Annotated in this window: 25 protein-coding genes; 18 read left to right on the forward strand and 7 right to left on the reverse strand. The window is 66.2% G+C overall.

Going from position 1 to position 21512, the window contains the following annotated elements; all coding sequences use genetic code 11:
• From EEB15_RS25865 to EEB15_RS25880, 4 genes are all read left to right on the forward strand, one after another.
• The coding region (locus EEB15_RS25865; RefSeq protein ID WP_141512847.1) for a TRAP transporter small permease at window positions 1-446 on the forward strand (446 nt) is incomplete at its 5' end.
• Window positions 443-1762, forward strand: coding sequence for a TRAP transporter large permease (locus tag EEB15_RS25870; RefSeq protein ID WP_141512848.1), 1320 nt, complete (start codon window positions 443-445; stop codon window positions 1760-1762). The genes EEB15_RS25865 and EEB15_RS25870, both read left to right, overlap by 4 nt.
• Before the next feature lie 11 nt (window positions 1763-1773).
• A complete protein-coding gene (locus EEB15_RS25875) occupies window positions 1774-2739 on the forward strand; it encodes a tripartite tricarboxylate transporter substrate binding protein (RefSeq protein WP_141512849.1) in 966 nt (321 codons plus the stop codon).
• Window positions 2740-2756: 17 nt separating this feature from the next.
• Window positions 2757-3659 carry an NAD(P)-dependent oxidoreductase gene (locus EEB15_RS25880; protein ID WP_141512850.1) on the forward strand — a complete coding sequence of 301 codons (903 nt, stop codon included), beginning with the start codon at window positions 2757-2759 and terminating at the stop codon, window positions 3657-3659.
• A 15-nt stretch (window positions 3660-3674) separates the two neighbouring features.
• On the opposite strand, the gene EEB15_RS25885 is transcribed toward EEB15_RS25880, so the two are convergent.
• The gene (locus tag EEB15_RS25885) at window positions 3675-4586 is read right to left on the reverse strand and encodes a LysR substrate-binding domain-containing protein (protein WP_141512851.1); all 912 of its coding nucleotides are present in this window, start codon (window positions 4584-4586) and stop codon (window positions 3675-3677) included.
• A gap of 213 nt (window positions 4587-4799) precedes the next feature.
• On the opposite strand from EEB15_RS25885, the gene EEB15_RS25890 reads away from it, so the two are divergent.
• Genes EEB15_RS25890 through EEB15_RS25925 form a run of 8 tightly spaced genes read left to right on the forward strand, consistent with a single transcriptional unit; the run spans window position 4800 to window position 11398 of the window.
• On the forward strand, window positions 4800-5459 hold the full coding sequence (locus EEB15_RS25890; RefSeq protein WP_141512852.1) for an extracellular solute-binding protein: 660 nt from the start codon (window positions 4800-4802) through the stop codon (window positions 5457-5459).
• Between the two features lie 37 nt (window positions 5460-5496).
• Window positions 5497-6531, forward strand: a complete 1035-nt coding sequence (locus EEB15_RS25895) for an amidohydrolase family protein (RefSeq protein ID WP_141512853.1) — start codon at window positions 5497-5499, stop codon at window positions 6529-6531.
• 2 nt (window positions 6532-6533) lie between these two features.
• Window positions 6534-7217 (forward strand): 4-carboxy-4-hydroxy-2-oxoadipate aldolase/oxaloacetate decarboxylase, encoded by a 684-nt coding sequence (gene ligK, locus EEB15_RS25900; RefSeq protein ID WP_141512854.1) that lies wholly within the window; start codon window positions 6534-6536, stop codon window positions 7215-7217.
• A complete protein-coding gene (locus EEB15_RS25905; RefSeq protein ID WP_305000515.1) occupies window positions 7214-8131 on the forward strand; it encodes an amidohydrolase family protein in 918 nt (305 codons plus the stop codon). Before ligK ends, EEB15_RS25905 begins: the two co-directional genes overlap by 4 nt.
• 2 nt (window positions 8132-8133) lie before the next feature.
• Window positions 8134-8574, forward strand: a complete 441-nt coding sequence (gene ligA, locus EEB15_RS25910) for a protocatechuate 4,5-dioxygenase subunit alpha (RefSeq protein ID WP_141512856.1) — start codon at window positions 8134-8136, stop codon at window positions 8572-8574.
• Complete coding sequence (locus EEB15_RS25915) at window positions 8575-9432, forward strand: class III extradiol dioxygenase subunit beta (protein ID WP_141512857.1); 858 nt, start codon at window positions 8575-8577, stop codon at window positions 9430-9432.
• A complete protein-coding gene (locus EEB15_RS25920; protein ID WP_141512858.1) occupies window positions 9429-10379 on the forward strand; it encodes a Gfo/Idh/MocA family oxidoreductase in 951 nt (316 codons plus the stop codon). Before EEB15_RS25915 ends, EEB15_RS25920 begins: the two co-directional genes overlap by 4 nt.
• A 17-nt stretch (window positions 10380-10396) precedes the next feature.
• Window positions 10397-11398 carry an aldo/keto reductase gene (locus EEB15_RS25925; protein WP_141512859.1) on the forward strand — a complete coding sequence of 334 codons (1002 nt, stop codon included), beginning with the start codon at window positions 10397-10399 and terminating at the stop codon, window positions 11396-11398.
• 13 nt (window positions 11399-11411) lie between these two features.
• On the opposite strand, the gene EEB15_RS25930 is transcribed toward EEB15_RS25925, so the two are convergent.
• Genes EEB15_RS25930 through EEB15_RS25940 form a run of 3 tightly spaced genes read right to left on the reverse strand, consistent with a single transcriptional unit; the run spans window position 11412 to window position 14175 of the window.
• Window positions 11412-12659, reverse strand: a complete 1248-nt coding sequence (locus tag EEB15_RS25930) for an NAD(P)/FAD-dependent oxidoreductase (RefSeq protein WP_141512860.1) — start codon at window positions 12657-12659, stop codon at window positions 11412-11414.
• Window positions 12656-12979 carry a 2Fe-2S iron-sulfur cluster-binding protein gene (locus EEB15_RS25935; protein ID WP_141512861.1) on the reverse strand — a complete coding sequence of 108 codons (324 nt, stop codon included), beginning with the start codon at window positions 12977-12979 and terminating at the stop codon, window positions 12656-12658. The genes EEB15_RS25930 and EEB15_RS25935 overlap by 4 nt, the downstream gene beginning before the upstream one ends.
• Before the next feature lie 20 nt (window positions 12980-12999).
• Complete coding sequence (locus EEB15_RS25940) at window positions 13000-14175, reverse strand: cytochrome P450 (RefSeq protein ID WP_141512862.1); 1176 nt, start codon at window positions 14173-14175, stop codon at window positions 13000-13002.
• A 273-nt stretch (window positions 14176-14448) separates the two neighbouring features.
• Here EEB15_RS25940 and EEB15_RS25945 point away from each other — a divergent pair, with 273 nt between their 5' ends.
• Window positions 14449-15252 (forward strand): helix-turn-helix domain-containing protein, encoded by an 804-nt coding sequence (locus EEB15_RS25945; protein WP_233259625.1) that lies wholly within the window; start codon window positions 14449-14451, stop codon window positions 15250-15252.
• A gap of 6 nt (window positions 15253-15258) precedes the next feature.
• Here EEB15_RS25945 and EEB15_RS25950 read toward each other — a convergent pair whose 3' ends face one another.
• Window positions 15259-16173, reverse strand: coding sequence for a LysR family transcriptional regulator (locus EEB15_RS25950; protein ID WP_141512864.1), 915 nt, complete (start codon window positions 16171-16173; stop codon window positions 15259-15261).
• A 78-nt stretch (window positions 16174-16251) separates the two neighbouring features.
• On the opposite strand from EEB15_RS25950, the gene EEB15_RS25955 reads away from it, so the two are divergent.
• The 3 genes from EEB15_RS25955 to EEB15_RS25965 all read left to right on the forward strand — a co-directional run bounded on the left by EEB15_RS25955 (window position 16252) and on the right by EEB15_RS25965 (window position 17855).
• Complete coding sequence (locus EEB15_RS25955; RefSeq protein ID WP_141512865.1) at window positions 16252-16623, forward strand: protocatechuate 4,5-dioxygenase subunit alpha; 372 nt, start codon at window positions 16252-16254, stop codon at window positions 16621-16623.
• A gap of 20 nt (window positions 16624-16643) precedes the next feature.
• The gene (locus tag EEB15_RS25960; RefSeq protein WP_141512866.1) at window positions 16644-17483 is read left to right on the forward strand and encodes a class III extradiol dioxygenase family protein; all 840 of its coding nucleotides are present in this window, start codon (window positions 16644-16646) and stop codon (window positions 17481-17483) included.
• Between the two features lie 126 nt (window positions 17484-17609).
• The gene (locus tag EEB15_RS25965; RefSeq protein ID WP_141512867.1) at window positions 17610-17855 is read left to right on the forward strand and encodes a hypothetical protein; all 246 of its coding nucleotides are present in this window, start codon (window positions 17610-17612) and stop codon (window positions 17853-17855) included.
• Here the strand turns inward: EEB15_RS25965 and EEB15_RS25970 are convergent.
• Window positions 17852-18340: a DUF1772 domain-containing protein gene (locus EEB15_RS25970; RefSeq protein ID WP_141512868.1), complete on the reverse strand. Its 489-nt coding sequence runs from the start codon at window positions 18338-18340 to the stop codon at window positions 17852-17854. The two genes, EEB15_RS25965 and EEB15_RS25970, sit on opposite strands and share 4 nt — an antisense overlap.
• Before the next feature lie 126 nt (window positions 18341-18466).
• On the opposite strand from EEB15_RS25970, the gene EEB15_RS25975 reads away from it, so the two are divergent.
• Both EEB15_RS25975 and EEB15_RS25980 read left to right on the forward strand, forming a co-directional pair.
• Entirely contained in the window at window positions 18467-18715 is a 249-nt protein-coding gene (locus tag EEB15_RS25975; protein WP_141512869.1) for a type II toxin-antitoxin system CcdA family antitoxin, read from the forward strand.
• Window positions 18715-19044: a CcdB family protein gene (locus EEB15_RS25980; protein ID WP_141512870.1), complete on the forward strand. Its 330-nt coding sequence runs from the start codon at window positions 18715-18717 to the stop codon at window positions 19042-19044. Before EEB15_RS25975 ends, EEB15_RS25980 begins: the two co-directional genes overlap by 1 nt.
• Before the next feature lie 46 nt (window positions 19045-19090).
• Here EEB15_RS25980 and rpoD read toward each other — a convergent pair whose 3' ends face one another.
• Window positions 19091-21466, reverse strand: coding sequence for an RNA polymerase sigma factor RpoD (gene rpoD, locus EEB15_RS25985; RefSeq protein WP_141512871.1), 2376 nt, complete (start codon window positions 21464-21466; stop codon window positions 19091-19093).
• Between the last annotated feature and the right edge of the window lie 46 nt (window positions 21467-21512).

The raw sequence follows: 21512 nt of genomic DNA on the forward strand, positions 1-21512 counted from the left end.
GCGCCGTGCTCGCAGGGGTCATCCTGACGGCCATCACCCTGGTGACGTGCGTCAGCCTGATCGGCCGTAACACGGTCGGCAAAACGCTCGTGGGTGACTACGAGCTCACGGCAGTGGCAGCGGGCGCCGCCGTGGCGCTGTTCCTGCCCTGGTGCCAGCTGAAGCGCGAGAACATCATCGTGGACTTCTTTACCGCGCGGCTGCATGCCGCAACCAACGCGCGGCTGGACCGCGTCGGCAGTCTCCTGCTTGGCACAGCAATGGTGCTGTTGGCCTGGCGCACGGGCGTCGGCGGCCTGAGCGCCTGGCGGTCCGGCTCGAGCACCATGATGCTCGGCTTCCCGGAGTGGATCACTTACGCACTGATGGTGCCGCCCCTCGTGCTGACGGCCGTGATCGCCTTCGTGCAGACGGCCGCCGGCGACTTCCCGGAGCAGGCGCAATGAACTCCATCGCCCTGGCCGCTTCCATCTTTGCCTGCATGCTGGCGCTGATGGCCATCCGCGCACCGATCGCGATCGCTATGTTCGTGGCGGGCTGCCTGGGGTATGTCTACCAGGTCGGCATGTCGCCCTTCCTGAACAACCTCAACGGACTGGCCTATGCGCGCTTTGCAAGCTACGACCTGTCGGTGATCCCGCTGTTCATCCTGATGGGCAATTTCGCCACGCAGGGCGGGATCTCCAAGGCGCTGTTCCAGTTCGCCAGCGCCGTGATGGGCCGATTCCGCGGCGGGCTCGCGATGGCGGCCGTGCTGGCCAGCGCGGCGTTCGGCGCGATCTGCGGCTCATCGATCGCCACCGCCGCCACGATCACGTCGGTGGCACTGCCCGAAATGAAGCGGCACGGTTATTCGGGGCGGCTGGCCACCGGCACTCTGGCCGCCGGCGGCACGCTGGGCATCCTGATCCCGCCATCGGTCCCGCTGGTGATCTATGCCATCCTGACAGAGCAGAACATCGCCAAGCTGTTCGCCGCGGCCACCATCCCGGGCCTCATCGCGATGACCGGCTACATGATCGCCATTGGCGTGTACGTGCGGCTGTTCCCGGGCCATGCCCCCGAACACGACGACGACCGGCCGCCGCTGACCTGGGCGGCCGTGGGGCAGGTGGCTCCGATCGCGGCCATCTTCCTGATCGTTTTCGGCGGCATCTACGGCGGCCTGTTCACGCCCACCGAGGGCGCGGGCGTGGGCGCCGCCAGCACGTTCATCGCCGCATTGATCAAGCGCGAGCTGACGTGGCAGAAGGCGATGCACTGCTTCTACGCCACGGCCGGCGCCAGCGCCATGATCTTCATGATCTTCATCGGCGCGGACATGATGAACGGCGCCCTGGCGCTCACCCAGGTGCCGGGCCAGCTCGCCGCCCTGGTGCAGGGCTGGAGTGTGCCGCCGCTGATGGTGGTCACAGCGATCCTGCTGTTCTATGTCGTGCTCGGCGCAGTGATGGACGAGCTGTCGATGATCCTGCTCACGATCCCGATCTTCTTCCCGATCGTGATGGGCCTCGATTTCGGGCTGCCTAAAGAATCGGTGGCCATCTGGTTCGGCATCCTGGTGCTCATGACGGTGGGGTTCGGCCTGCTTGCTCCGCCCGTCGGCCTGAATGTGTACGTGGTCAACGGCATGGCCAAGGACGTTCCGATCGCGGAGAGTTACCGCGGGGTCTACCCGTTCCTGGTGAGCGACGTGATCCGCACGACCCTGCTGTTGTTCGTTCCTGGGATCACCTTGTGGCTGGTGCGCTTCGTGGGTTGACGGGATTGACCATGCGGGGCAGGCGAGACTTCATCCTGGGCATGCCGTGCCTCCTGCTGCCGGCGGCGGCCGTGGCCCAGGCTTTTCCGACGAAGCCCGTGCGCATCGTGGTTCCTTTCGGCCCCGGCGGCGTGGGCGACCTCACGGCGCGCATCGTCGCGCAAAGGATGGAACAGGGGCTCGGCCAGCCGGTGGTGATCGAGAACAAGCCCGGCGCGGGCGGCGTGGTGGCCGGCGAGACGGTGGCAAAGGCGGTGCCCGATGGGCACACGCTGCTGCTCATGAGCAATGCAACGGCCGTCAGCGCGAGCCTCTTTTCAAACCTGCCGTTCGACGCGCGCAGCGACTTCGCGCCAGTTTCCATGCTCGGCTATTTCGATATCGCGCTGCTGGCCCCGGCGGGCGGGCGCTACCGGACGGCCGCCGGGCTGATTGCACATGCCCGCGCCAATCCGGGCAAGCTGAACGTCGGCACCGTCAACGTCGGCAGCACGCAGAACCTGGCCGCGGAACTGCTCAAGACCACCGCCGGGGTGGAGTTCCAGGTCGTGCCGTTCAACGGATCGCCCGCGCTGCTGAACGCGTTGCGAGGAGGGCAGGTGGACGCCGGCGTCGAGATGCTCGCGCCCATGCTGGGCCAGGTCAGGGGCGGCACAGTGCTGGCCCTGGCGGTGATGGGCGAAGGCCGCGCTCCCGCGTTGCCCGAGGTGCCCACGCTGGCGGAAAGCGGCGTGCCCGGCTTCAATGTGGCATCGTGGAACGCGCTGGCCGCGCCGGCCCGCACGCCGCCGCAGGTGCTGGCCCGGCTGAACCGGGAAGTGCAGGCGGCGCTGACTTCCCCCGAAGTCGTGCGACGGTTGGGGGAGATCAACGTCACGCCCAGCGCCAGCACGCCGCAACAGCTCGCCACCCTGCTGGACAGCGAGACCCGGCGCTGGGCCGAGGTGATCGCCCGTGCAAAAATTCCGCGGCAGTGACAAACGAAAGAGAGCGTATGGATGTTCGACATATCGGCCTCATCGGCTACGGTGAAGTCGGCAAGATCTTCTCGGCTGGGCTGAAAGCAGGCCGCGGTGTGCAGTCGGTCGGCGCCTGGGACCTGAAGTTCGCGCAGCCGGTGGCGCGCCCCGCCGAACTGTCGCACGCGGCGCAGGCGGGCATCGAGGCGCAGCCTTCGGCGCGGGCGCTGTGCGCCGCGAGCGACCTCGTCATCTCCGCCGTGACGGCGTCCAACACGTTCGCCGTCGCGCAGGAGGCGGCCATGCACATCCGCCCCGGCACCGTCTTCCTGGACCTGAACTCGGCTTCGCCCGGCACGAAGCAGCGTGCCGCGGCGGCGATCGACGCGGCGGGTGGGCACTATGTCGAGGCGGGCGTGATGACGTCCGTGCCGCCCTACGGCATCAAGGTGCCGATGCTGCTGGGCGGCGCGCAGGCGGCGGCCCTCGCGTCATTGCTGGTGGGCTGGGGCATGGACGCGAAGGCGGTGTCCGAGCGCCTGGGGGTCGCCTCCGCGATCAAGATGTCGCGCAGCGTGATGATCAAGGGGCTCGAGGCCCTGGTGATCGAGAGCTACGCCACGGCGCGGCAGTACGGTGTCGAGGACCATGTGCTGCCGACGCTGCAGGAGACATTCCCCAGCATCGACTGGCAAAAGCAGGGCGCTTATTTCTTCAGCCGGGTGGCCCAGCACGGCAAGCGCCGCGCGGAGGAAATGCGGGAAGCCGCCAACACGGTGCGCGAGGCCGGCTTCGAGCCCTTCATGGCCGCCGCAATCGCCGACAAGCAGCAGTGGGTGGCAGACTGCGCGCAGGCGGGCGTCTTCGATGGCCTGCCCAAGGACGCGCGCTGGCAGGATTACGCAGACCGCTTGATCGAAGCGCGCAAGCGCGGCTGACCGGTTCGCGCGAATTCAGGCGGGCGCCAGCAGCTTGTGCGCCAGCTCCCGTATCAACTGCAGCGCGGCTTTCTGGGTGAGCGTGGCGGGACGCTGCGAACTCATGGCCGTGGACAGCCTGCTGCGCAGGGTCGGCGAACCGATGGGACGCAGCGTGAAAGCCTGCGGATGCGCGCTGGTGGTCACCGCGTTGCGTGACAGGATGGCGCTGCCCGCGCCGTCTTCCACCAGGTCCAGGATGGCCGCGACGCCGTCGATCTCCAGCGCCACCTGGGGCCGGCAGCCCAGGTTGGCGAGCTCGGTTTCCACCAGCATTCGGATCGCATTCGGCCGGCTCGGGATGACCAGCGGCATCGCGGCCACTTCACGCAACGGCACGGGTTTGGGCCGCGCCGGGCCAGGCCTGTTGGCGGTGCGGTGCTGCACGAGAAACAGGGGCTCTTCCAACAGCGGCGCCAGTTCGATGTCCGGCGACGGGCTCGCGTTGTAGAGCAAGGCGATGTCCAGCCGGCCGTTGGTGAGCGACTCGTGCATGCTCACGGACAGGCCCTCGCTGATCGACAGCGTGGCGTCGGGCATGCGCTGGCGGAACTCGCGGATCAGCGGCACGGCCATCGCCTTGGCGACGCTGGGGGGCAGGCCGATGGCGACGCGACCCGCGAGCGCGCCGCGCACACGCCCCAGTTCCTCCCGCGCGCGCTCCACCTGGTGCAGGATGCCGCGCCCATGCTCGAGAAGGAGCTTGCCGGCCTCCGTCGGCGCCGCGCCGCGGCCGTTGCGGATCAGCAGGTTCTGCCGCAATTCCACTTCAAGCTGCCGCACCTGGCGGCTGAGCGCGGGCTGGGCCACGTTCAGCGCAACGGCGGCGCGCGTGAAGCTGCCGAGCTCGGCGACCCGCACGAAGTATTCAAGCTGCTTGAGGTCCATATCTGTGATACCTGGTGTCACATTATGCCGGGCCGGTATAGCTGCTAGTGAGCGCGCAGCCTTCCGCGGCAGGGATGCCCACCCCACAATCGCAGTCTATGAACCCCCACGCTCGTCACTTCGTTCTGTCTCTGTCGCAGCCCCCCGCGGGGGCTTCAGCCTCTTTGAGGCGGCTCGGGGGAGGCTGAGATGCCGATCAAGGGAATTTCGTCCATGGCCACACGCCAGGTGCTGGCCGAACTCGCCGAGGCTTACGAGCGCCGCTGCGACCGCGCCGTCGAGATCGAATCCGTCGGGGGCGTGGACGCCGCCAAGCGCGTGCAGGCGGGCGAGCCGTTCGACGTCGTGTTCCTGGCGTCCGACGCGGTCGACAAGCTGGCCGCCGCCGGCCGCATCGCACCGTACAGCAAGGTCGACCTGATGGTGTCGCCGGTCGCCGTCGCGGTGCGCACGGGCGCGCCGCATCCCGATATCGCGAGCGAAGAAGCCGTGCGCAGCGCCGTGCTCGCGGCGCCGAGCGTGGGTTACTCCACGGGGCCCAGTGGCGTCGCCCTGCTGCGCCTCTTCGATCGGTGGGGCGTCACAGCGCAACTGCAGGGCCGACTCGTGCAGGCGCCACCGGGCGTGCCGGTCGGCACGCTCGTGGCACGCGGCGACGTGGCGCTCGGTTTCCAGCAGCTCAGCGAGCTGCTGCATCTCCAGGGGATCGATGTGGTCGGAACGCTGCCGCAGCCTGTCCAGATCGTCACCACTTTTTCCGCGGGCGTGTGCGCCGGCTCGCCGGACGGCGATGCGGCGCGCGCCATGCTCGACTTCATGGCTTCCCCCGAAGCGGCCGATGCCAAGCGCCGCCACGGCATGGAGCCGGCCTGAACGCAACGCCGCAAGGCATTCACAAGGAACATCGCCAATGAGCCTCATCATCGACTGCCATGGGCACTACACCACGGCACCCAAAGCGCTGGAAGAGTGGCGCAACAAGCAGATCGCGGGCATCAAGGACCCGGCCGTCATGCCCAAGGCGTCCGATCTGAAGATCAGCGACGACGAACTGCGCGAATCGATCGAGACCAACCAGCTGCGCCTGATGAAGGAGCGCGGCAGCGATATCACGCTGTTCTCGCCGCGCGCCAGCTTCATGGCGCACCACATCGGCGATTTCAACGTGTCGTCGACCTGGGCGGCGATCTGCAATGAGCTGTGCTTTCGCGTCAGCAAGCTGTTTGCGGACCACTTCGTGCCGGTGGCGATGCTGCCCCAGTCGCCCGGGGTCGACCCGAAGACCTGCATCCCCGAGCTGGAGCGGTGCATCAACGAATACGGCAACGTCGGCATCAACCTCAACCCCGATCCTTCCGGCGGCCACTGGACCTCGCCTCCGCTGTCCGACAGGCACTGGTACCCCATCTACGAAAAGATGGTCGAGTACGACATCCCCGCGATGATCCACGTCAGCACCAGCTGCAACGCGTGCTTCCACACCACCGGTGCGCACTACCTCAACGCGGACACCACCGCCTTCATGCAGTGCCTGACGTCGGACCTGTTCAAGGACTTCCCCACGCTGCGCTTCCTGATTCCGCACGGCGGCGGCGCGGTGCCCTACCACTGGGGGCGCTTCCGCGGCCTGGCGCAGGAGCTGAAGAAACCGCTGCTGACGGAGCACCTGCTCAACAACATCTTCTTCGACACCTGCGTGTACCACCAGCCGGGCATCGACCTGCTGAACACGGTGATCCCGGTGAAGAACGTGCTGTTCGCCTCCGAAATGATCGGCGCCGTGCGCGGCATCGACCCGGAAACCGGCAACTACTACGACGACACGAAGCGCTACATCGAAGCGTCGAAGATTTTGAGTGACGCCGACCGCCACCAGATCTACGAAGCGAATACCCGTCGCGTGTTCCCGCGGCTGGATGCGCAATTGAAAGCGAAAGGACTCTGATCATGTTTGAACTCGGCGTGGTTTACCGCAACATCACCCGTGCCGACCGCGCGGCCGCCGACGGCCTGGCCAAGCTCGGATCGGCCACGGTGCACGAGGCCATGGGCCGCGTGGGCCTGCTCAAGACTTACATGCGGCCGATCTACCCCGGCGCGCAGATTTCCGGCACTGCCGTCACCGTGCTGCTGCAGCCGGGCGACAACTGGATGATGCATGTGGCGGCCGAACAGATTCAGCCTGGCGACATCGTGGTGGCGGCTTGCACCACCGACAACACCGATGGCTTCTTCGGCGACTTGCTGGCCACCAGCTTCATGGCGCGCGGCGCCCGCGGCCTGGTGATCGACGGCGGCTGCCGCGACGTCAAGACCCTGCAGGAAATGGGCTTCCCGGTCTGGAGCCGGGCCATCAGTTCCAAGGGCACCGTGAAGGCCACCCTGGGCTCGGTGAACATCCCCGTGGTGTGCGCGGGGATGAGCGTGAACCCCGGCGATGTGGTCGTGGCCGACGACGACGGCGTGGTCGTCGTGCCCGCCGCGCTGGCGCGCAAGACCCTCGACGCCGCCGCCGCGCGCGAAGCCAACGAGGGCGAAAAGCGCGCCAAGCTCGCTTCCGGCGTGCTGGGCCTGGACATGTACAACATGCGTGAGCCGCTGGCCAAGGCCGGCCTGAAATACATCGACTGATGAAATTCGAAAAGACCCCCGGCTGGCTGGATTGGTACGCCGGCCCAAGCAAGCCCCGCTTCACGCTTCCCGCCGGCGCCGTGGACGCGCACTGCCATGTGTTCGGCCCCGGCGAGCAGTTTCCCTTCGCGCCCGAGCGCAAGTACACGCCCTGCGATGCCGGCAAGGACCAGCTGTTCGCGCTGCGCGACCACCTGGGCTTCGACAAGAACGTGATCGTGCAGGCCACATGCCACGGCGCGGACAACAGCGCGCTGGTGGATGCACTGCGTCACTCGAACGGAAAGGCGAAGGGCGTGGCGACCGTGAAGCGCAGCGTCACGGACCCGCAGTTGCAGGAGATGCACGACGCCGGGGTGCGCGGGGTGCGATTCAACTTCGTCAAGCGGCTGGTGGACTTCACGCCGAAAGACGAGTTGATGGAGATTGCTGCGCGCATCGCCCCCTTGGGCTGGCATGTGGTGATCTATTTCGAGGCCGTGGACCTGCCCGAGCTGTGGGACTTCTTCACCGCCCTGCCCACCACGGTGGTCGTGGACCACATGGGCCGCCCCGACGTGAAGCTGCCGGTGGACGGCCCCCAGTTCGAGCTGTTCGTGAAGTTCATGCGCGAGTACCCCAACGTGTGGTCCAAGGTCAGCTGCCCCGAGCGGCTGAGCGTCTCGGGCCTGCCGGCGCTGAACGGCGAACGCAACGCCTACCGCGATGTGGTGCCTTTCGCGCGCCGCATCGTCGAAACCTTCCCGGACCGGGTACTCTGGGGCACCGATTGGCCCCACCCGAACCTGAAGGACCACATGCCCGACGACGGCCTGCTGGTGGATTTCATTCCTCACATCGCCACCACGCCCGAGCTGCAGCGCAAGCTGCTGGTGGACAATCCGAATCGCCTTTACTGGGCGGAAGAAAAGTAGCCATGTCCCTCGACAAACCTTATCTGGACGTGCCCGGCACGACCATCTTCGATGCGGAACAGTCCCGCAAGGGCTACCACCTCAACCAGTTCTGCATGTCGCTCATGAAGGCGGAGAACCGCGAGAAGTTCAAGGCCGACGAGCGCGCCTACCTGGACCAGTGGGCCATGACCGAAGAGCAGAAACAGGCCGTGCTCGACCGCGACCTGAATCGCTGCATCTCGCTGGGCGGCAACATCTACTTCCTGGCCAAGATCGGCGCCACCGACGGCAAGAGCTTCCAGCAGATGGCCGGCAGCATGACGGGCATGACCGAAGAGGAATATCGCAACATGATGGTGGCCGGCGGGCGCTCCGTGGACGGCAACCGCCGCATCGGCGAAGACGGCAATGCGCAGGCGCATCACCAGCCGCAGGGCTCCGCCCAGAAGAAAGGCCTTTGAATGGCACGCATCACCGCCAGCGTCTATACCTCGCACGTGCCGGCCATCGGCGCCGCGCTCGACCTCGGCAAGACCCAGGAACCCTATTGGCAACCCGTGTTCCAGGGCTATGACTTTTCCAAGCAGTGGCTGCGCGAGCACAAGCCGGACGTCATCTTCCTGGTGTACAACGACCATGCCACCGCGTTCAGCCTGGACATGATCCCCACCTTCGCCATCGGCACGGCGGCCGAGTACCAGCCGGCCGACGAGGGCTGGGGGCCGCGCCCCGTGCCCAAGGTCATCGGCCATCCCGAGCTATCGGCGCACATCGCCCAGTCGGTCATCCAGCAGGACTTCGACCTCACCATCGTCAACAAGATGGATGTGGACCACGGCCTCACGGTGCCGCTCTCGCTGATGTGCGGGCAACCCCAGGCCTGGCCCTGCCCGGTGATTCCGTTCGCGGTGAACGTGGTGCAGTACCCGGTGCCGTCGGGCCAGCGCTGCCTGAACCTGGGCAAGGCGATCCGCAAGGCGGTGGAAAGCTACGACGCCGACCTGAACGTGCAGATCTGGGGCACGGGCGGCATGAGCCACCAGCTGCAGGGTCCGCGCGCCGGCCTGATCAACAAGGAATTCGACAACGGCTTCCTGGACCGCATGATCGCGGACCCGGAAGGCCAGGCCGCCGTGCCGCATATCGACTACGTGCGCGAGGCCGGCAGCGAAGGCATCGAGCTCGTCATGTGGCTCATCGCGCGTGGCGCGATGGCTGACCTGGCAGGCGGGCCCAAGCCGAAAGTCGCCCATCGCTTCTACCATGTGCCTGCCTCCAACACGGCCGTGGGCCACCTGATTCTGGAGAACTCGAAATGACCATCAAAGTAGCCCTGGCTGGCGCCGGCGCATTCGGCATCAAGCATCTGGACGGCATCAAGCTGATCGATGGTGTGGAAGTCGTCTCCCTGGTCAGCCGCGACCTGGAAAAGACGAAGGAAGTGGCGGACAAGTACGGCATCGGCCATGTCACCACCGATCTCGCCGACAGCCTGGCGCTGAAGGAAGTCGACGCCGTCATCCTGTGCACGCCGACGCAGATGCACGCGGCCCAGGCCATGCAATGCATGAAGGCGGGCAAGCACGTGCAGGTGGAGATTCCGCTGGCGGACAGCCTGGCGGATGCGCGGGCCGTGGTGGCGATGCAGAAGGAAACCGGCCTGGTCGCCATGTGCGGTCACACCCGCCGCTTCAACCCCAGCCACCAGTTCGTGCACAAGCGTATCGAGGCCGGCGAGTTCAACATCCACCAGATGGACGTGCAGACGTATTTCTTCCGCCGCACCAACATGAACGCACTGGGCCAGCCGCGCAGCTGGACCGACCACCTGCTGTGGCACCACGCCGCGCATACCGTGGACCTGTTTGCCTACCAATGCGGCAGCCCCGTCGTGAAGGCTAACGCCCTTCAGGGCCCGATCCATCCGTCGCTCGGCATCGCGATGGACATGAGCATCCAGCTGAAGGCGGCCAACGGCGCCATCTGCACGCTCTCCCTGAGTTTCAACAACGAAGGCCCGCTCGGCACCTTCTTCCGCTACATCGGCGACTCCGCGACCTACATCGCGCGCTACGATGACCTGTTCAACGGCAAGGAAGAAAAGATCGACGTGTCCAAGGTGGACGTGTCGATGAACGGCATCGAGCTGCAGGACCGCGAATTCTTCGCAGCGATCAAGGAAGGGCGCGAGCCCAATGCCAGCGTCGCAGCCGTCCTGCCTTGTTACGAGGTCCTGCACCAGCTCGAGCAGCAGCTGAACGCCTGACGCGGCGGATTAGGGCGATGCAAGAAAGACAAATCGGCCCGTTCCAGGTCAGCGCCCTCGGCCTGGGCTGCATGAACCTCAGCCACGCCTACGGAGTGCCACCGTCGCCGGAGCAGGGCGAGCGCGTGCTGCTCGCGGCGCTCGACGCCGGCGTCACGCTGTTCGACACGGCGGCGCTCTACGGCTTCGGCGCCAACGAAACGCTGGTCGGCCGGGTGCTTTCCAGGCACCGGCAGCGCTTCACGCTGGCCAGCAAGGGCGGCATGGCGGGCGTGACCGGCGAAGACGGCGCCGTGCGCCGCGTGATCGACGGCCGCCCGGAGGCGATCCGGCGCAACTGCGAAGACAGCCTGCGCCGCCTGCGCACCGACGTGATCGACCTCTATTACCTGCACCGCTGGGACAAGAAGGTGCCCGTCGAAGACAGCGTGGGCGCCGTCGGCGACCTGGTGCGGGCCGGCAAAGTACGCGCCATTGGCTTGTCCGAGGTCTCGGCGGCGACCTTGCGCAAGGCGCATGCGGTGCATCCGATCACGGCCGTGCAAACCGAATATTCGCTGTGGACCCGCAACCCGGAGATCGCCGTGCTCGACGCCTGCCGCGAGCTGGGAGCCGCTTTCGTCGCATTCAGCCCCGTGGCGCGCGGCTTCCTGTGCGATGCGCTGCATGACGTGGCGACACTGGACGCCAAGGACATCCGCAAGGCGATGCCGCGGTTCTCCCCTGACAACTATGCAGCCAACCTGAAACTGTTGCCGCCCTACAAGGCGCTCGCGCAGTCCGCTGGTTGCACGCCGGCGCAGCTCGCATTGGCATGGTTGCTGCACAAGGCGCCGCACATCGTCCCCATTCCCGGCACCACGAGCGTCGCGCACCTGCAAGAGAATCTTGTGGCCTCGCAGGTGAGGCTCGACGCGGGATTGCTGGCGAGCCTGGAGGCGCTGATCAACGAAAGGACGGTGACCGGGGACCGGTACAGCGCACAGTCCAATACTGAAGTCGACACCGAGGTGTTCTGACGGGCGGCGCGCGTCAGGCGCGCGCTGTCGCCAGGCATGCAGCCAGGTCGAACCCCGCATCTGCGACCTCCGCGGGGCTGAGCGCGGCCTTCGCATCGAGCAGCTTGCGCGCCTGCAGATGGTCGCGCCTCGCGTTGACGCTGTCGACTGCGACCAACCGGCCGGCCTTGAAATGGTAGACGCTGAACCCCTGTCCCGATGCCATGTCGCCGCGCACGACCCAGTCCGTGGCGCCGGTGGACAGGCCGGCCATTTGCAGCTTCTGGTCGTACTGGTCGCTCCAGAACCAGGGGGTGCCCGCAAACGGGCGCTCCTGACCCAGCAGGGCCGCCGCGGCGGATTTGCCCTGTTCGGTGGCATTGTTCACGGACTCCAGGCGCAGCAGCGTGCCGTCATCCGTGCGGCGCGCCGTGCAGTCGCCGGCCGCCACGATCACGGAGTCGCTGGTGCGGGAGCATGCATCGACGACGATGCCGTGATCGCAATCGAGCCCGGCCTCACGCGCGAGTCGGTCGTTGGCCTGCACGCCAATGCCGACCACGATCAAGCCCGCGGAGATGAAGTGGCCGTCAGCCAGGCGCAGGCCCGCCGCCGACCCCTCGGGGCCGGCCTCGATGGTCGCGATGCGTGTGTCCAGCATGACACGCACGCCATGCCTCTTGTGCAACTGCGCGTACCAGTCGGAGAGGACGGGCGCGAGGACGCGTCCGAGCAGGCGCGGCGCGGCTTCGAGCACGGTGACGGACAAGCCTTTCTTGCGCGCCGTGGCGGCGACCTCGAGCCCGATGAAGCCGCCGCCGACCACCACCACGGGCCGCGTGTCTTTCGTGCACGCGGCCATCCGTTCGGCGATGCCCGCCGCGTCGTCGCGGGTTCGCAGCGCGAGCACCCCGGCCAAGCCGGCCCCGGGCAGAAGCAGCGTGCGAGGCGATGCGCCGGTCGCGAGGACCAGGCCGGTGTAGGGCAGAGCGCTGCCGTCGGCCAGGTGCAGGGTGCGCGACGCGCGGTCGATCGCGGTCACAGCCATGCCCGTGCGCAACTCGATGCGTTTGCGTGCCAGCGCCTCCGGGGCGCGGATCGCCAGTTGCGCCGCGTCCAGCTCCCCCGCAAGCCACGCCTTGGAAAGCGGCGGGCGGTGGTAGGGGCCATGGGGTTCGTCGCCCAGCAGGGTGATCGCGCCCTCGAACCCCCCCGCGCGCAGCGCTTCGGCCGCCTGCACGCCGGCTTGCCCCGCGCCGACGACCACGATCGACGGGCTCATTCCTGCGTCTCGGGCAAGTGCACGACGAGTCCGTTCAGCGCGGCCGTTGCCTTGATCTGGCAAGCCAGGCGGCTGTTCGGGCGGCGCGGTGCGGCGACGTTCTCGAGCATTGCCTGCTCGCCATCCGAGGGTGCGGGCAGATCGCCGAGGCGGGCCTCGTCCACATAGCAGTGGCAGGTGGCACAGGCGCAGGAGCCGCCGCATTCGCCGAGGATGCCCTCGACGCCATTGGCGGTGGCGCCCTGCATCAGGCTCCAGCCTTCGGCCAGGTCGAGTGTGGTTGCGGCGCCGGTGGCCTCGATGTAGGTGATTTTCGGCATGATGTTCTCCAGGGATGCCGTCAGCGGACCGCGAGGTCGAGCACCAGCGGGCTGCGGAAGGTGGACGACGGCATCCACGCGAGTTGCTCGGCGACGCGCCCGTAATCGGGGAACACCTTGTGAAATTCTTCGAAGGCGATCTTCACGCCCAGGCGGGCGATGGCCGTGCCCAGGCACGCATGGACGCCGCCGCCGAACCCGAGGTGGCCACGCGGCTTGCGCGCGATGTCGTAGAGGTCGGGGTTGGGATACTGGCGTTCGTCGCGGTTGCCACTGCCGTAGGCGAGGCAGACGAAGTCGCCGGCCTTCATGGTCTGGCCATGCAGCGTCACATCCTTCATCAGGCGCCGGCGGAAACGCTGCGCGGACGTGTTGAACCGCAGGCTTTCCTCGATCGCGTCGGGGAGCAGCGCCGGATTGCCCACCACGGCCTGCCGTGCTTGCGGATGGTCGGCCAGGTTCAGCGCGAACATCATCATGAAGCCGCCCAGCGATTCCACGCCGGCCATGATGAGGGTGGTGGTCGTCAACAGAACCTCACGTTCATCCAACCGGTCGCCGTCGATCTCCGCCTGCGCGAAGTTGGAGATCAGGTCGTTGCGCGGCGCGGCCCGGCGCATCGCGATGACCTTGCCCGCGTAGTCCTGCATCCAGTTGTAGGCGGCAAGGTGTTCCGGGCCCTTGGTACGCGTGTGCGGATCGCTCTGCACCATCAGCACCGCTTTTTCGCGCACGGTCTGTTCATCGACGATGGCCTCGTCGCCGCTGGGCAATCCCAATGCGGCCATGAGCACGCGAACCGTGAACTTCGCGGAAAAGTCCTTGAAGTCGAACGAGCGGCTGCCACGCAATTCCTCGGCAGCCTGCCGCGCGATGGCGCGTATCGGGCCGCCGAGGCTTTCCAGGTTGCGCTTCATGAAGGCGCTCTGGATCAGCGCACGCAAGCGGTCGTGCCGCGGGGGATCGGTGGTGCCCAGCGTGGCACCCGCGCGGTTCGGCAATTCGGTCATGAGGTTGCCGCTCGCGGAAGAATAGGTCTGCCAGTCCTGGCCGGCCGAGACGATGTCGGCGTAGCGGGAGAGCACCCACATTTGCGCTTCCGGGCTCCACAAGCACGGGTGCTCATCGCGCAGGCGTCGGTAGTACGGGAACGGGTCGGCGTCCACCGCCGGCGAATACGGATCGAAGCTGAACATGGGGTCTCCTCGGTGTTGTTCGATGCAGGGTCAACTCTAGGCAACGTCGGCTCTTTTGACACTGGACGAAGTGCAGCGGAAAATTGCACTTTTCGTTCAACCCGAATTGCGCCGATGGCCCCCGCCGCCTTGGACCCGAAGCCTCGCCGATCGCGTGCGCCCGGGAGACGCACGCCAGACCAAGGTCCAGCCGCAAAGCGGGCGGCAATTCCAGCATTTGCACTTTACGGCGAGCCGCCACAGCCCGGTCAGGAGCTGCTGCACATCGAGGAAGTGCAATCGCGCAGCCGGCTGTACCACTGGGAAATCGAGCCCCACGTGCACCAGGGGCTGTACCAGGTGCTGTGGCTGCACGCGGGCAAGGCGCAGGTCTGGCTCGACGAGCAGCGCGAAACGGCGGAGGGCCCGGTCGCGATCGTCGTGCCACCGGGTGTCGTGCATGGTTTCCGTTTTGCGCCCGACACCGACGGTTTGGTGCTGACGCTGAGTGCGCGTTTCCTCGTCGAGGGTGACTTTCAGTCCGTGGGCAACGCTTTTCGTTCGCTTTTTTCTGCGCCGGGCCTGTTGCGCTTCGGCGCGTCAGCTCCGGTCGCGGTGCGCCTGGATGCGCTGCTGCAGGAACTGGCGGTGGAGTTCGGCGCGCCGGGCAGCACCCAGTCGCCGGTCGCGGGCTGGCTGGCGCGTGCGGTGATCTGGCGGCTCGCCCAAGCGCGCGCGCTGGGGGGCGACACGCAGACCGCGCACCCGCATCAGGCGCTGTTCACGCGCTTCCTGCTGCTGGTCGAAGAGAAGTTCCTCGACCACTGGCCGCTGGAGAGGTACGCATCGCGCCTGGGCCTGTCCACCGCGCGCCTCAATCGGCTGGTACGCGCCCGGAGCGGGCGCTCGGCGCTGGAACTCGTGCACGAGCGCCTCACGCGGGAGGCGTGCAGGCGCCTCGTGTACATCGCCGCGCCGGCGGCCAGCCTGGCGTCGGAGCTCGGGTTCGAGGACCCGGCGTATTTCTCGCGCTTCTTCAAGCGCCGCACGGGCCTGAGCCCGCAACGCTGGCGCCAGGCGCACCGGACGGCTGAGTGACGCGGGTCAGCCCTCCGGCTCGGCGAGCGCCGGCCCGACGACTGCCTCCAGCTGCGCGCGCAGCCATCGGTGCGCCGCATCTTCCTGGTAGCGCGCATGCCAGATCAGGTACATGGGCATGCGCGGGCAGGCGACTGGCGGCCGCGCGCTGGCCAGCTGGCGCAGCGTGTGGCGCCCCAGCAGGCCGGGCAGCGTCGCGAGCAGCGCCGTGCCGCGAACGAAGGCGCCCACGGCGCTGAACGTGGGCACCATCACCGTGAAACGGCGCTCGATGCCGCGCGCCGCAAGTTGCTGATCCAGGTCGAGGCTGCGTTTTGGCTCGTAGACCACCGTGGCATGGTCGCTGGCGAGATATTCCGCGCGATTGCGTGGCGCCGTGCGCACGGCCGGATCGAAGAAGACGCGATAGCGGTCTTCGAAGAGACGCTTCTGGACGATGTCGGTGCCGTCCGGTGGCCGCGGGCTTATCACGAGCTGGCACTGGTCGGTGCGCAGCATCTCGAGGCGCGGCACGGTCGAGGGAATGATGCGCAGCGTGACGCCGGGTGCGTGTTCGCGCAGCCGAGCGGCGAAGGCGGGCAGCAACAGGTCGCGCTGGAAGTCGTTGGCCGCAATGGTCAGCGTCGCCCGCAGCTGCGTCGGCTCGAACTTCGCCCGCTGCGCGAAATTGCGCAGATCGTGCAACAGCGCTCGCGCTTGCGGAGCCAGCGCTTCGGCGCGGGCCGTGGCGACGATCCCGCGTCCGCTCTTGACGAACAAGGGGTCCCCGGTGATCGCGCGCAGCTTGTCCAGCAGGTGGCTCACGGCCGACTGGGTCACGCCCAGCCGCTGGGCGGCGCCGGTGACGCTGCCTTCCTCGACCACCGAAACCAGCAGGTGCAGCAACCTGGCGTCAAGCGCCGACCAATCGACATTGCTCATGAATCATATGATGAAGCATGCATTGATCTTCTGCAAGATCGGGCTGACACTGCGGCGAACCGCTACAGGAGAGCCTGCATGACCCGACCCGACCGCCGACCGATCCCCGGCACCACGCCGTTCGACGGCGAACAGGCGCGCAAAGGCTATGCGCTCAACAAGATGTGCTTCTCGTTCAACTCCGCGCAGGCCCGCGCGGAGTTCAAGCGCGACGAGGACGTGTACATGCGCAAGTACGGCCTCGGCGAAATGCAGGCGCGGGCCATTCGCGAGCGCGACGTGCTGGGCCTCCTCGCCGCGGGCGGGAACGTGTACTACCTGGCGAAGTTTGCCGGCATCCTGGGCCTGGACGTGCAGGACCTTGGCGCCGCGCAAACGGGAATGACCAAGGACGCGTTCAAGGCGCGCCTGGTCGCGCAGAACGAACAACCGGCAACGCTGGCGGGCTGAGCCGGCAAGAAAGCAAGAAGATGGCAAAGATTCTCGGTGGCCTCACCACTTCCCACGTGCCGGCGATCGGCGGCGCGATCGCCAAGGGCTTGCAGCAGGAGCCTTACTGGAAGCCTTTCTTCGACGGCTTTCTGCCCGTGCGCAAATGGCTGGACGACGTCAAGCCCGATGTAGCGGTGGTTTTCTACAACGACCATGGCCTGAACTTCTTCCTGGACAAGATGCCGACCTTCGCCGTCGGAGCCGCGCCGGAATATCGAAACGCCGACGAAGGCTGGGGCATTCCCACGCTGCCGCCGTTCAAGGGCATGCCCGAGCTGTCGTGGCACATCATCGAGCACCTGGTGGACCGCGAGTTCGACATCACCACTTGCCAGGAGATGCTGGTGGACCACGCGTTCACCTTGCCGCTCAAGCTGTTCTGGCCCGACGGCGAATGCCCGGTGCGCACCGTGCCGATCTGCATCAACACCGTGCAATTTCCGTTGCCCAGCGCCAAGCGCTGCCTCGCGCTGGGCAAGGCTGTGGGCGAAGCCATCTCATCCTGGCAGAGCGACGAGAAGGTTGTCGTGATCGGCACCGGCGGCCTCAGCCACCAGCTCGACGGTGAGCGTGCCGGATTCATCAACAAGCCTTTCGACCTCAAGTTCATGGACAGCTTGATCGCCGACCCGGCGTGGGCGACGCAGTACAGCATCCATGAACTGGTGGAAAAGACGGGGACGCAGGGTGTCGAACTGCTCATGTGGCTGGCAACGCGCGGCGCTGTGCCCGGCGCGGTGCGCGAGGTCCACACCAACTATCACATCCCGATTTCCAACACGGCGGCCGGCATGATGGCCATGGAAGCGATCGGCTAGCAATTGCCGGGTAGCGCCCTCCGTCGGGCAGCGTTACACATGCGCTCGACGGGGGCATTGCGAGCGTCGCGCTGCCGCTGCATACTGAGCGGGAGCCGCCGCGTGTACCGGCGTGAAGGGAACGTCATGGGCCAGATCCTCAGGCAGGAACCGGGCTTCAAGCGCAGCAGCTTCGTGCAGTCGTGCGCGTATTGCGGCGCGAGGTTCGAAGTCCTGCTGTCGCGCCTGGCGGGTGAGGACGAGCATGAGGACTACGCCTGCCCCGAATGCAACAAGGGCTACACCACGCACGCCGCGTTGCCGCCGCTCGTGAGCCTGCTCGCCCACCGCAGCGACGGCAAGACCGACAGCTATCAAGAGACCATGTTCTAGGCTTTGAGAGCGCTTCGCTTCGGCAACGCGGCCGCGACGGCGAAACACGCGCATGCCACCAGGCATCGCACGAGGTTGGCCGCGTTCCAATCGTCGCGGGCTTGTTGCCACTCCATTGGCGGTGACTGCGGATTCCACAGGGCCAGGGCATTGTTGATCGGTACGTTGACCTCGCGCGTCAGCAAGAAGACGCCCGCCACATAGACCAGCGCGACGCCGAGCCACAGCGCCGCGTCGCGCTGGCGGCCGGCGAGACAGAGAGCCAGCGCCGCCACAAACGGCGTGATGGCCGCGCCGAAGTACACCAATGCGAAGGGCAGGTTGCGCACGGCGCGGTTGATGGCTTGCTGCGTGGTGATGTAGCCCTGGACATCGAGTTCGCGCATTGCGGGCGCGACGTCGACGGAGAACGCGAAGAAGAAGCCCGCCATCAGGCCCATGAGGCATGTGGCGAGGACTTGCAGGACGGTGGCAGCGAGTTTCATGAGCAGCTCCTTTGTTGTGGACCGCAGTCTGCCGAGGCTCGGTAAACGGCCTGCGAACAAAAATGAGCTGCGCGTTAGCCCGCGTTATGCGCATAATATGCGCATTGCCCCGCTGGAGATGAATCCATGGCCACAACCGCTGCCACGGCGCGCAAGCGCCCCGTCAACCTGACGCTCAGCGACAGCCTGGTCGCCGAAGCGAAAAACCACACCAGCAACCTGTCTGCCACGGTGGAGGAGTTGCTCGCCGCATACGTGGTGGAGCAGCAGCAAGCCCGGAAGGGTCGCCAGCAGCTGGCCGATGCCAGCGCGGCCGACTGGAATGCCGTGCATGACAAGGTGGGCTCGTTCGCGGACGAGCACTCCACCCTGTAATGGCGCAGTTCGACGTTCATCGCAACAAGGGTCCGCTCAAAGAGTCCATCCCCTTCGTCGTCATCGTCCAGTCATCGCTGTTCGACCGGTATCGCCGGCGAATGGTTGTGCCTCTGGTGCGCCGTACGGTGCTGCCCGGCGGGACGGCGGCCGTAGGTACGCGGCTGAATCCGGTCTTCAATGTCAAGGGCACGAGCGTGGTGTTGCATCCATTGGACATGGTGTCCGTCGCTCTGGATCAACTGGGCACCAAGGTGGATTCACTGGCCGAACGGGGGCAGACGATCGCCGACGCTCTGGACGAACTGCTCACGCGCTCCTGGGGCTGAAAAGAAAAAGCGCCCCGCAGGGCGCTTTTGAAGGCAATGGCAGCCTTTACAACGTGTCGATGAACGAGCGCAGCTTGTCCGAACGGCTCGGATGCTTCAGCTTGCGCAGTGCTTTGGCTTCGATCTGGCGAATCCGCTCGCGGGTCACGTCGAACTGCTTGCCGACTTCTTCCAGCGTGTGGTCCGTGCTCATCTCGATGCCGAAGCGCATGCGCAGCACCTTGGCTTCGCGCGGCGTCAGCGAGTCGAGGATGTCCTTCACCACGTCGCGCAGGCCGGCCTGCATCGCAGCTTCGATAGGCGCGGTGTTGGCCTGGTCCTCGATGAAGTCGCCCAGGTGGGAATCGTCGTCGTCGCCGATCGGCGTTTCCATGGAGATCGGCTCTTTGGCGATCTTCATGATCTTGCGGATCTTGTCCTCCGGAATCTCCATCTTGGCGGCCAGGATGCCGGCGTCCGGCTCGAAGCCGAATTCCTGCAAGTGCTGGCGCGAGATGCGGTTCATCTTGTTGATGGTCTCGATCATGTGCACCGGGATGCGGATCGTGCGGGCCTGGTCCGCGATCGAGCGGGTGATGGCCTGGCGGATCCACCACGTGGCGTAGGTCGAGAACTTGTAGCCGCGGCGGTATTCGAACTTGTCCACCGCCTTCATCAGGCCGATGTTGCCCTCCTGGATCAGGTCGAGGAACTGCAGGCCGCGGTTGGTGTACTTCTTGGCGATGGAGATCACGAGGCGCAGGTTGGCCTCGATCATTTCCTTCTTGGCTTCGCGCGAAGAGGCCTCGCCCTCGTTCATGCGCTTGTTGATGTCCTTCAGCTGCGCCAGCGGCACCACGACGCGCGACTGGATGTCGGCCAGCTTTTGCTGCAGTTCCTGGATCGGCGGAATGTTGCGCGCGATGATGATGGACCACGGCTTGCCGGCCGCGGCCTGCTTCTCGACCCACTTCTGGTTCAACAGGTTGGGCGGGAAATCCTTGATGAAGACTTCCTGGGGCATGCCGCACTTGTCGACGATGATGCGGCGCAGCTCGCGCTCCTTCTTGCGCACGTCGTCGACCTGGCCGCGCACCATGTCGCACAGCTTCTCGATGGTCTTGGCCGTGAAGCGGATGGTCATCAGCTCTTCGGACAGCGAGTGCTGGGTCTTCACGTAGGCGGGCGTGCCCCAGCCTTCCTTGTCGTAGACCTTGTGCACTTTCTCGAACATCTGCTGGATGCGGTCGAAGCGCTCGAGCGCCTGCGTCTTGAGTTCTTCCAGCTTCTTGGTGAGGGCCTTCGAGCCGCCCTGGCCGTCGTCGTCGTCGTCGGCGTCGAACTCGTCGAAGTCTTCCTCGGCCACGTAATCGTCGGCCTCGTTCGGGTTGGAGAAACCGTCCACCACGGTGGAGATGACGATCTTGCCTTCGCGGATCTCGTTGGCCAGGCGCAGGATCTCGGCGATGGTGGCGGGCGATGCGGAGATCGCTTCCATCATGGCCATCAGGCCACCTTCGATGCGCTTGGCGATTTCGATCTCGCCTTCACGCGTCAGCAGTTCCACGGTGCCCATCTCGCGCATGTACATGCGGACCGGGTCGGTGGTGCGGCCGAATTCGCTGTCGACGGTGGACAGGGCGGCTTCGGCTTCCTCTTCTGCTTCTTCCACCGTCGCCGTCGTCGGCGTGGTGTTGTTCAAGAGGAGCATCTCGGCGTCGGGCGTCTGCTCGTACACCGCTACACCCAGGTCGTTCAGCATCGCGACCACGACTTCCAGCGTCTCGGCATCGACCAGCTTTTCGGGCAAGTGGTCGGTAATTTCGGAGTGCGTCAGGTACCCGCGCGTCTTGCCCAGCGTGATCAGCGCCTTCAGGCGCTGGCGGCGCTTGAGCATTTCCTCTTCGGACAGGACGGTCTCGTCCAGGCCGAATTCCTTCATCAAGGCGCGTTCCTTCGCCTTGCTGATCTTCATGCGCAGCGGTTTGACCTTTTCGGTCGTCTCGGCCACCGGCTCGCCGGCGAGGTCGTCCTCGATGTCGGACATGTCCTCTTCTTCACCCATCGGCTTTGCGCCGGCGGCGTTCTTGGGCTTGCGGCCGCGCTTGGCGCCCGTCTTGGCCGGAGCCTCCGCGCCGGGCACCTGGACCTTGGGCGGGCGGCCCGGCTTTTTCTTCACGACCTCTTCGGTGGCGGCTACTGCCTTCGCGGGCTTCTTCGCCTCATCCTTGGCGACGGCTTTCTCGGTGGGCTTGACGGGGGACTTCGTATTGGGCACTGGCTTGGCTTTCGTTGCTGACTTGGCGGTGGCTTGGGCTTGCGGCTTGGCGGAGGTCTTGACGACCTTCAACTGAGCCTTGGCCGGGGCCACGGGTTTGATCAATTTATTCGCGACGGGTTTCGCGGCGGGCTTTGCAAGCTTTCCGGACTTTTGAGCGGGCATGAAGAAATACCTCGGGATTCAAAAAAGCAGAAACACAAAAGCGCCA

Source organism: Ramlibacter sp. WS9, from assembly GCF_003797765.1.
Classification (GTDB): domain Bacteria; phylum Pseudomonadota; class Gammaproteobacteria; order Burkholderiales; family Burkholderiaceae_C; genus Ramlibacter.

Bases quoted from the DNA above. Each gene is read 5' to 3' on its own strand.
- ligK (WP_141512854.1), top strand. From the start codon at position 6,534: ATGTTTGAACTCGGCGTGGTTTACCGCAACATCACCCGTGCCGACCGC.
- EEB15_RS25955 (WP_141512865.1), top strand. From the start codon at position 16,252: ATGACCCGACCCGACCGCCGACCGATCCCCGGCACCACGCCGTTCGAC.
- ligA (WP_141512856.1), top strand. From the start codon at position 8,134: ATGTCCCTCGACAAACCTTATCTGGACGTGCCCGGCACGACCATCTTC.
- EEB15_RS25890 (WP_141512852.1), top strand. From the start codon at position 4,800: ATGGCCACACGCCAGGTGCTGGCCGAACTCGCCGAGGCTTACGAGCGC.
- EEB15_RS25875 (WP_141512849.1), top strand. From the start codon at position 1,774: ATGCGGGGCAGGCGAGACTTCATCCTGGGCATGCCGTGCCTCCTGCTG.
- EEB15_RS25920 (WP_141512858.1), top strand. From the start codon at position 9,429: ATGACCATCAAAGTAGCCCTGGCTGGCGCCGGCGCATTCGGCATCAAG.
- EEB15_RS25975 (WP_141512869.1), top strand. From the start codon at position 18,467: ATGGCCACAACCGCTGCCACGGCGCGCAAGCGCCCCGTCAACCTGACG.
- EEB15_RS25980 (WP_141512870.1), top strand. From the start codon at position 18,715: ATGGCGCAGTTCGACGTTCATCGCAACAAGGGTCCGCTCAAAGAGTCC.
- EEB15_RS25925 (WP_141512859.1), top strand. From the start codon at position 10,397: ATGCAAGAAAGACAAATCGGCCCGTTCCAGGTCAGCGCCCTCGGCCTG.
- EEB15_RS25870 (WP_141512848.1), top strand. From the start codon at position 443: ATGAACTCCATCGCCCTGGCCGCTTCCATCTTTGCCTGCATGCTGGCG.
- EEB15_RS25950 (WP_141512864.1), bottom strand. From the start codon at position 16,173: ATGAGCAATGTCGATTGGTCGGCGCTTGACGCCAGGTTGCTGCACCTG.
- EEB15_RS25940 (WP_141512862.1), bottom strand. From the start codon at position 14,175: ATGTTCAGCTTCGATCCGTATTCGCCGGCGGTGGACGCCGACCCGTTC.
- EEB15_RS25915 (WP_141512857.1), top strand. From the start codon at position 8,575: ATGGCACGCATCACCGCCAGCGTCTATACCTCGCACGTGCCGGCCATC.
- EEB15_RS25965 (WP_141512867.1), top strand. From the start codon at position 17,610: ATGGGCCAGATCCTCAGGCAGGAACCGGGCTTCAAGCGCAGCAGCTTC.
- rpoD (WP_141512871.1), bottom strand. From the start codon at position 21,466: ATGCCCGCTCAAAAGTCCGGAAAGCTTGCAAAGCCCGCCGCGAAACCC.
- EEB15_RS25885 (WP_141512851.1), bottom strand. From the start codon at position 4,586: ATGGACCTCAAGCAGCTTGAATACTTCGTGCGGGTCGCCGAGCTCGGC.
- EEB15_RS25880 (WP_141512850.1), top strand. From the start codon at position 2,757: ATGGATGTTCGACATATCGGCCTCATCGGCTACGGTGAAGTCGGCAAG.
- EEB15_RS25930 (WP_141512860.1), bottom strand. From the start codon at position 12,659: ATGAGCCCGTCGATCGTGGTCGTCGGCGCGGGGCAAGCCGGCGTGCAG.
- EEB15_RS25960 (WP_141512866.1), top strand. From the start codon at position 16,644: ATGGCAAAGATTCTCGGTGGCCTCACCACTTCCCACGTGCCGGCGATC.
- EEB15_RS25895 (WP_141512853.1), top strand. From the start codon at position 5,497: ATGAGCCTCATCATCGACTGCCATGGGCACTACACCACGGCACCCAAA.
- EEB15_RS25970 (WP_141512868.1), bottom strand. From the start codon at position 18,340: ATGAAACTCGCTGCCACCGTCCTGCAAGTCCTCGCCACATGCCTCATG.
- EEB15_RS25935 (WP_141512861.1), bottom strand. From the start codon at position 12,979: ATGCCGAAAATCACCTACATCGAGGCCACCGGCGCCGCAACCACACTC.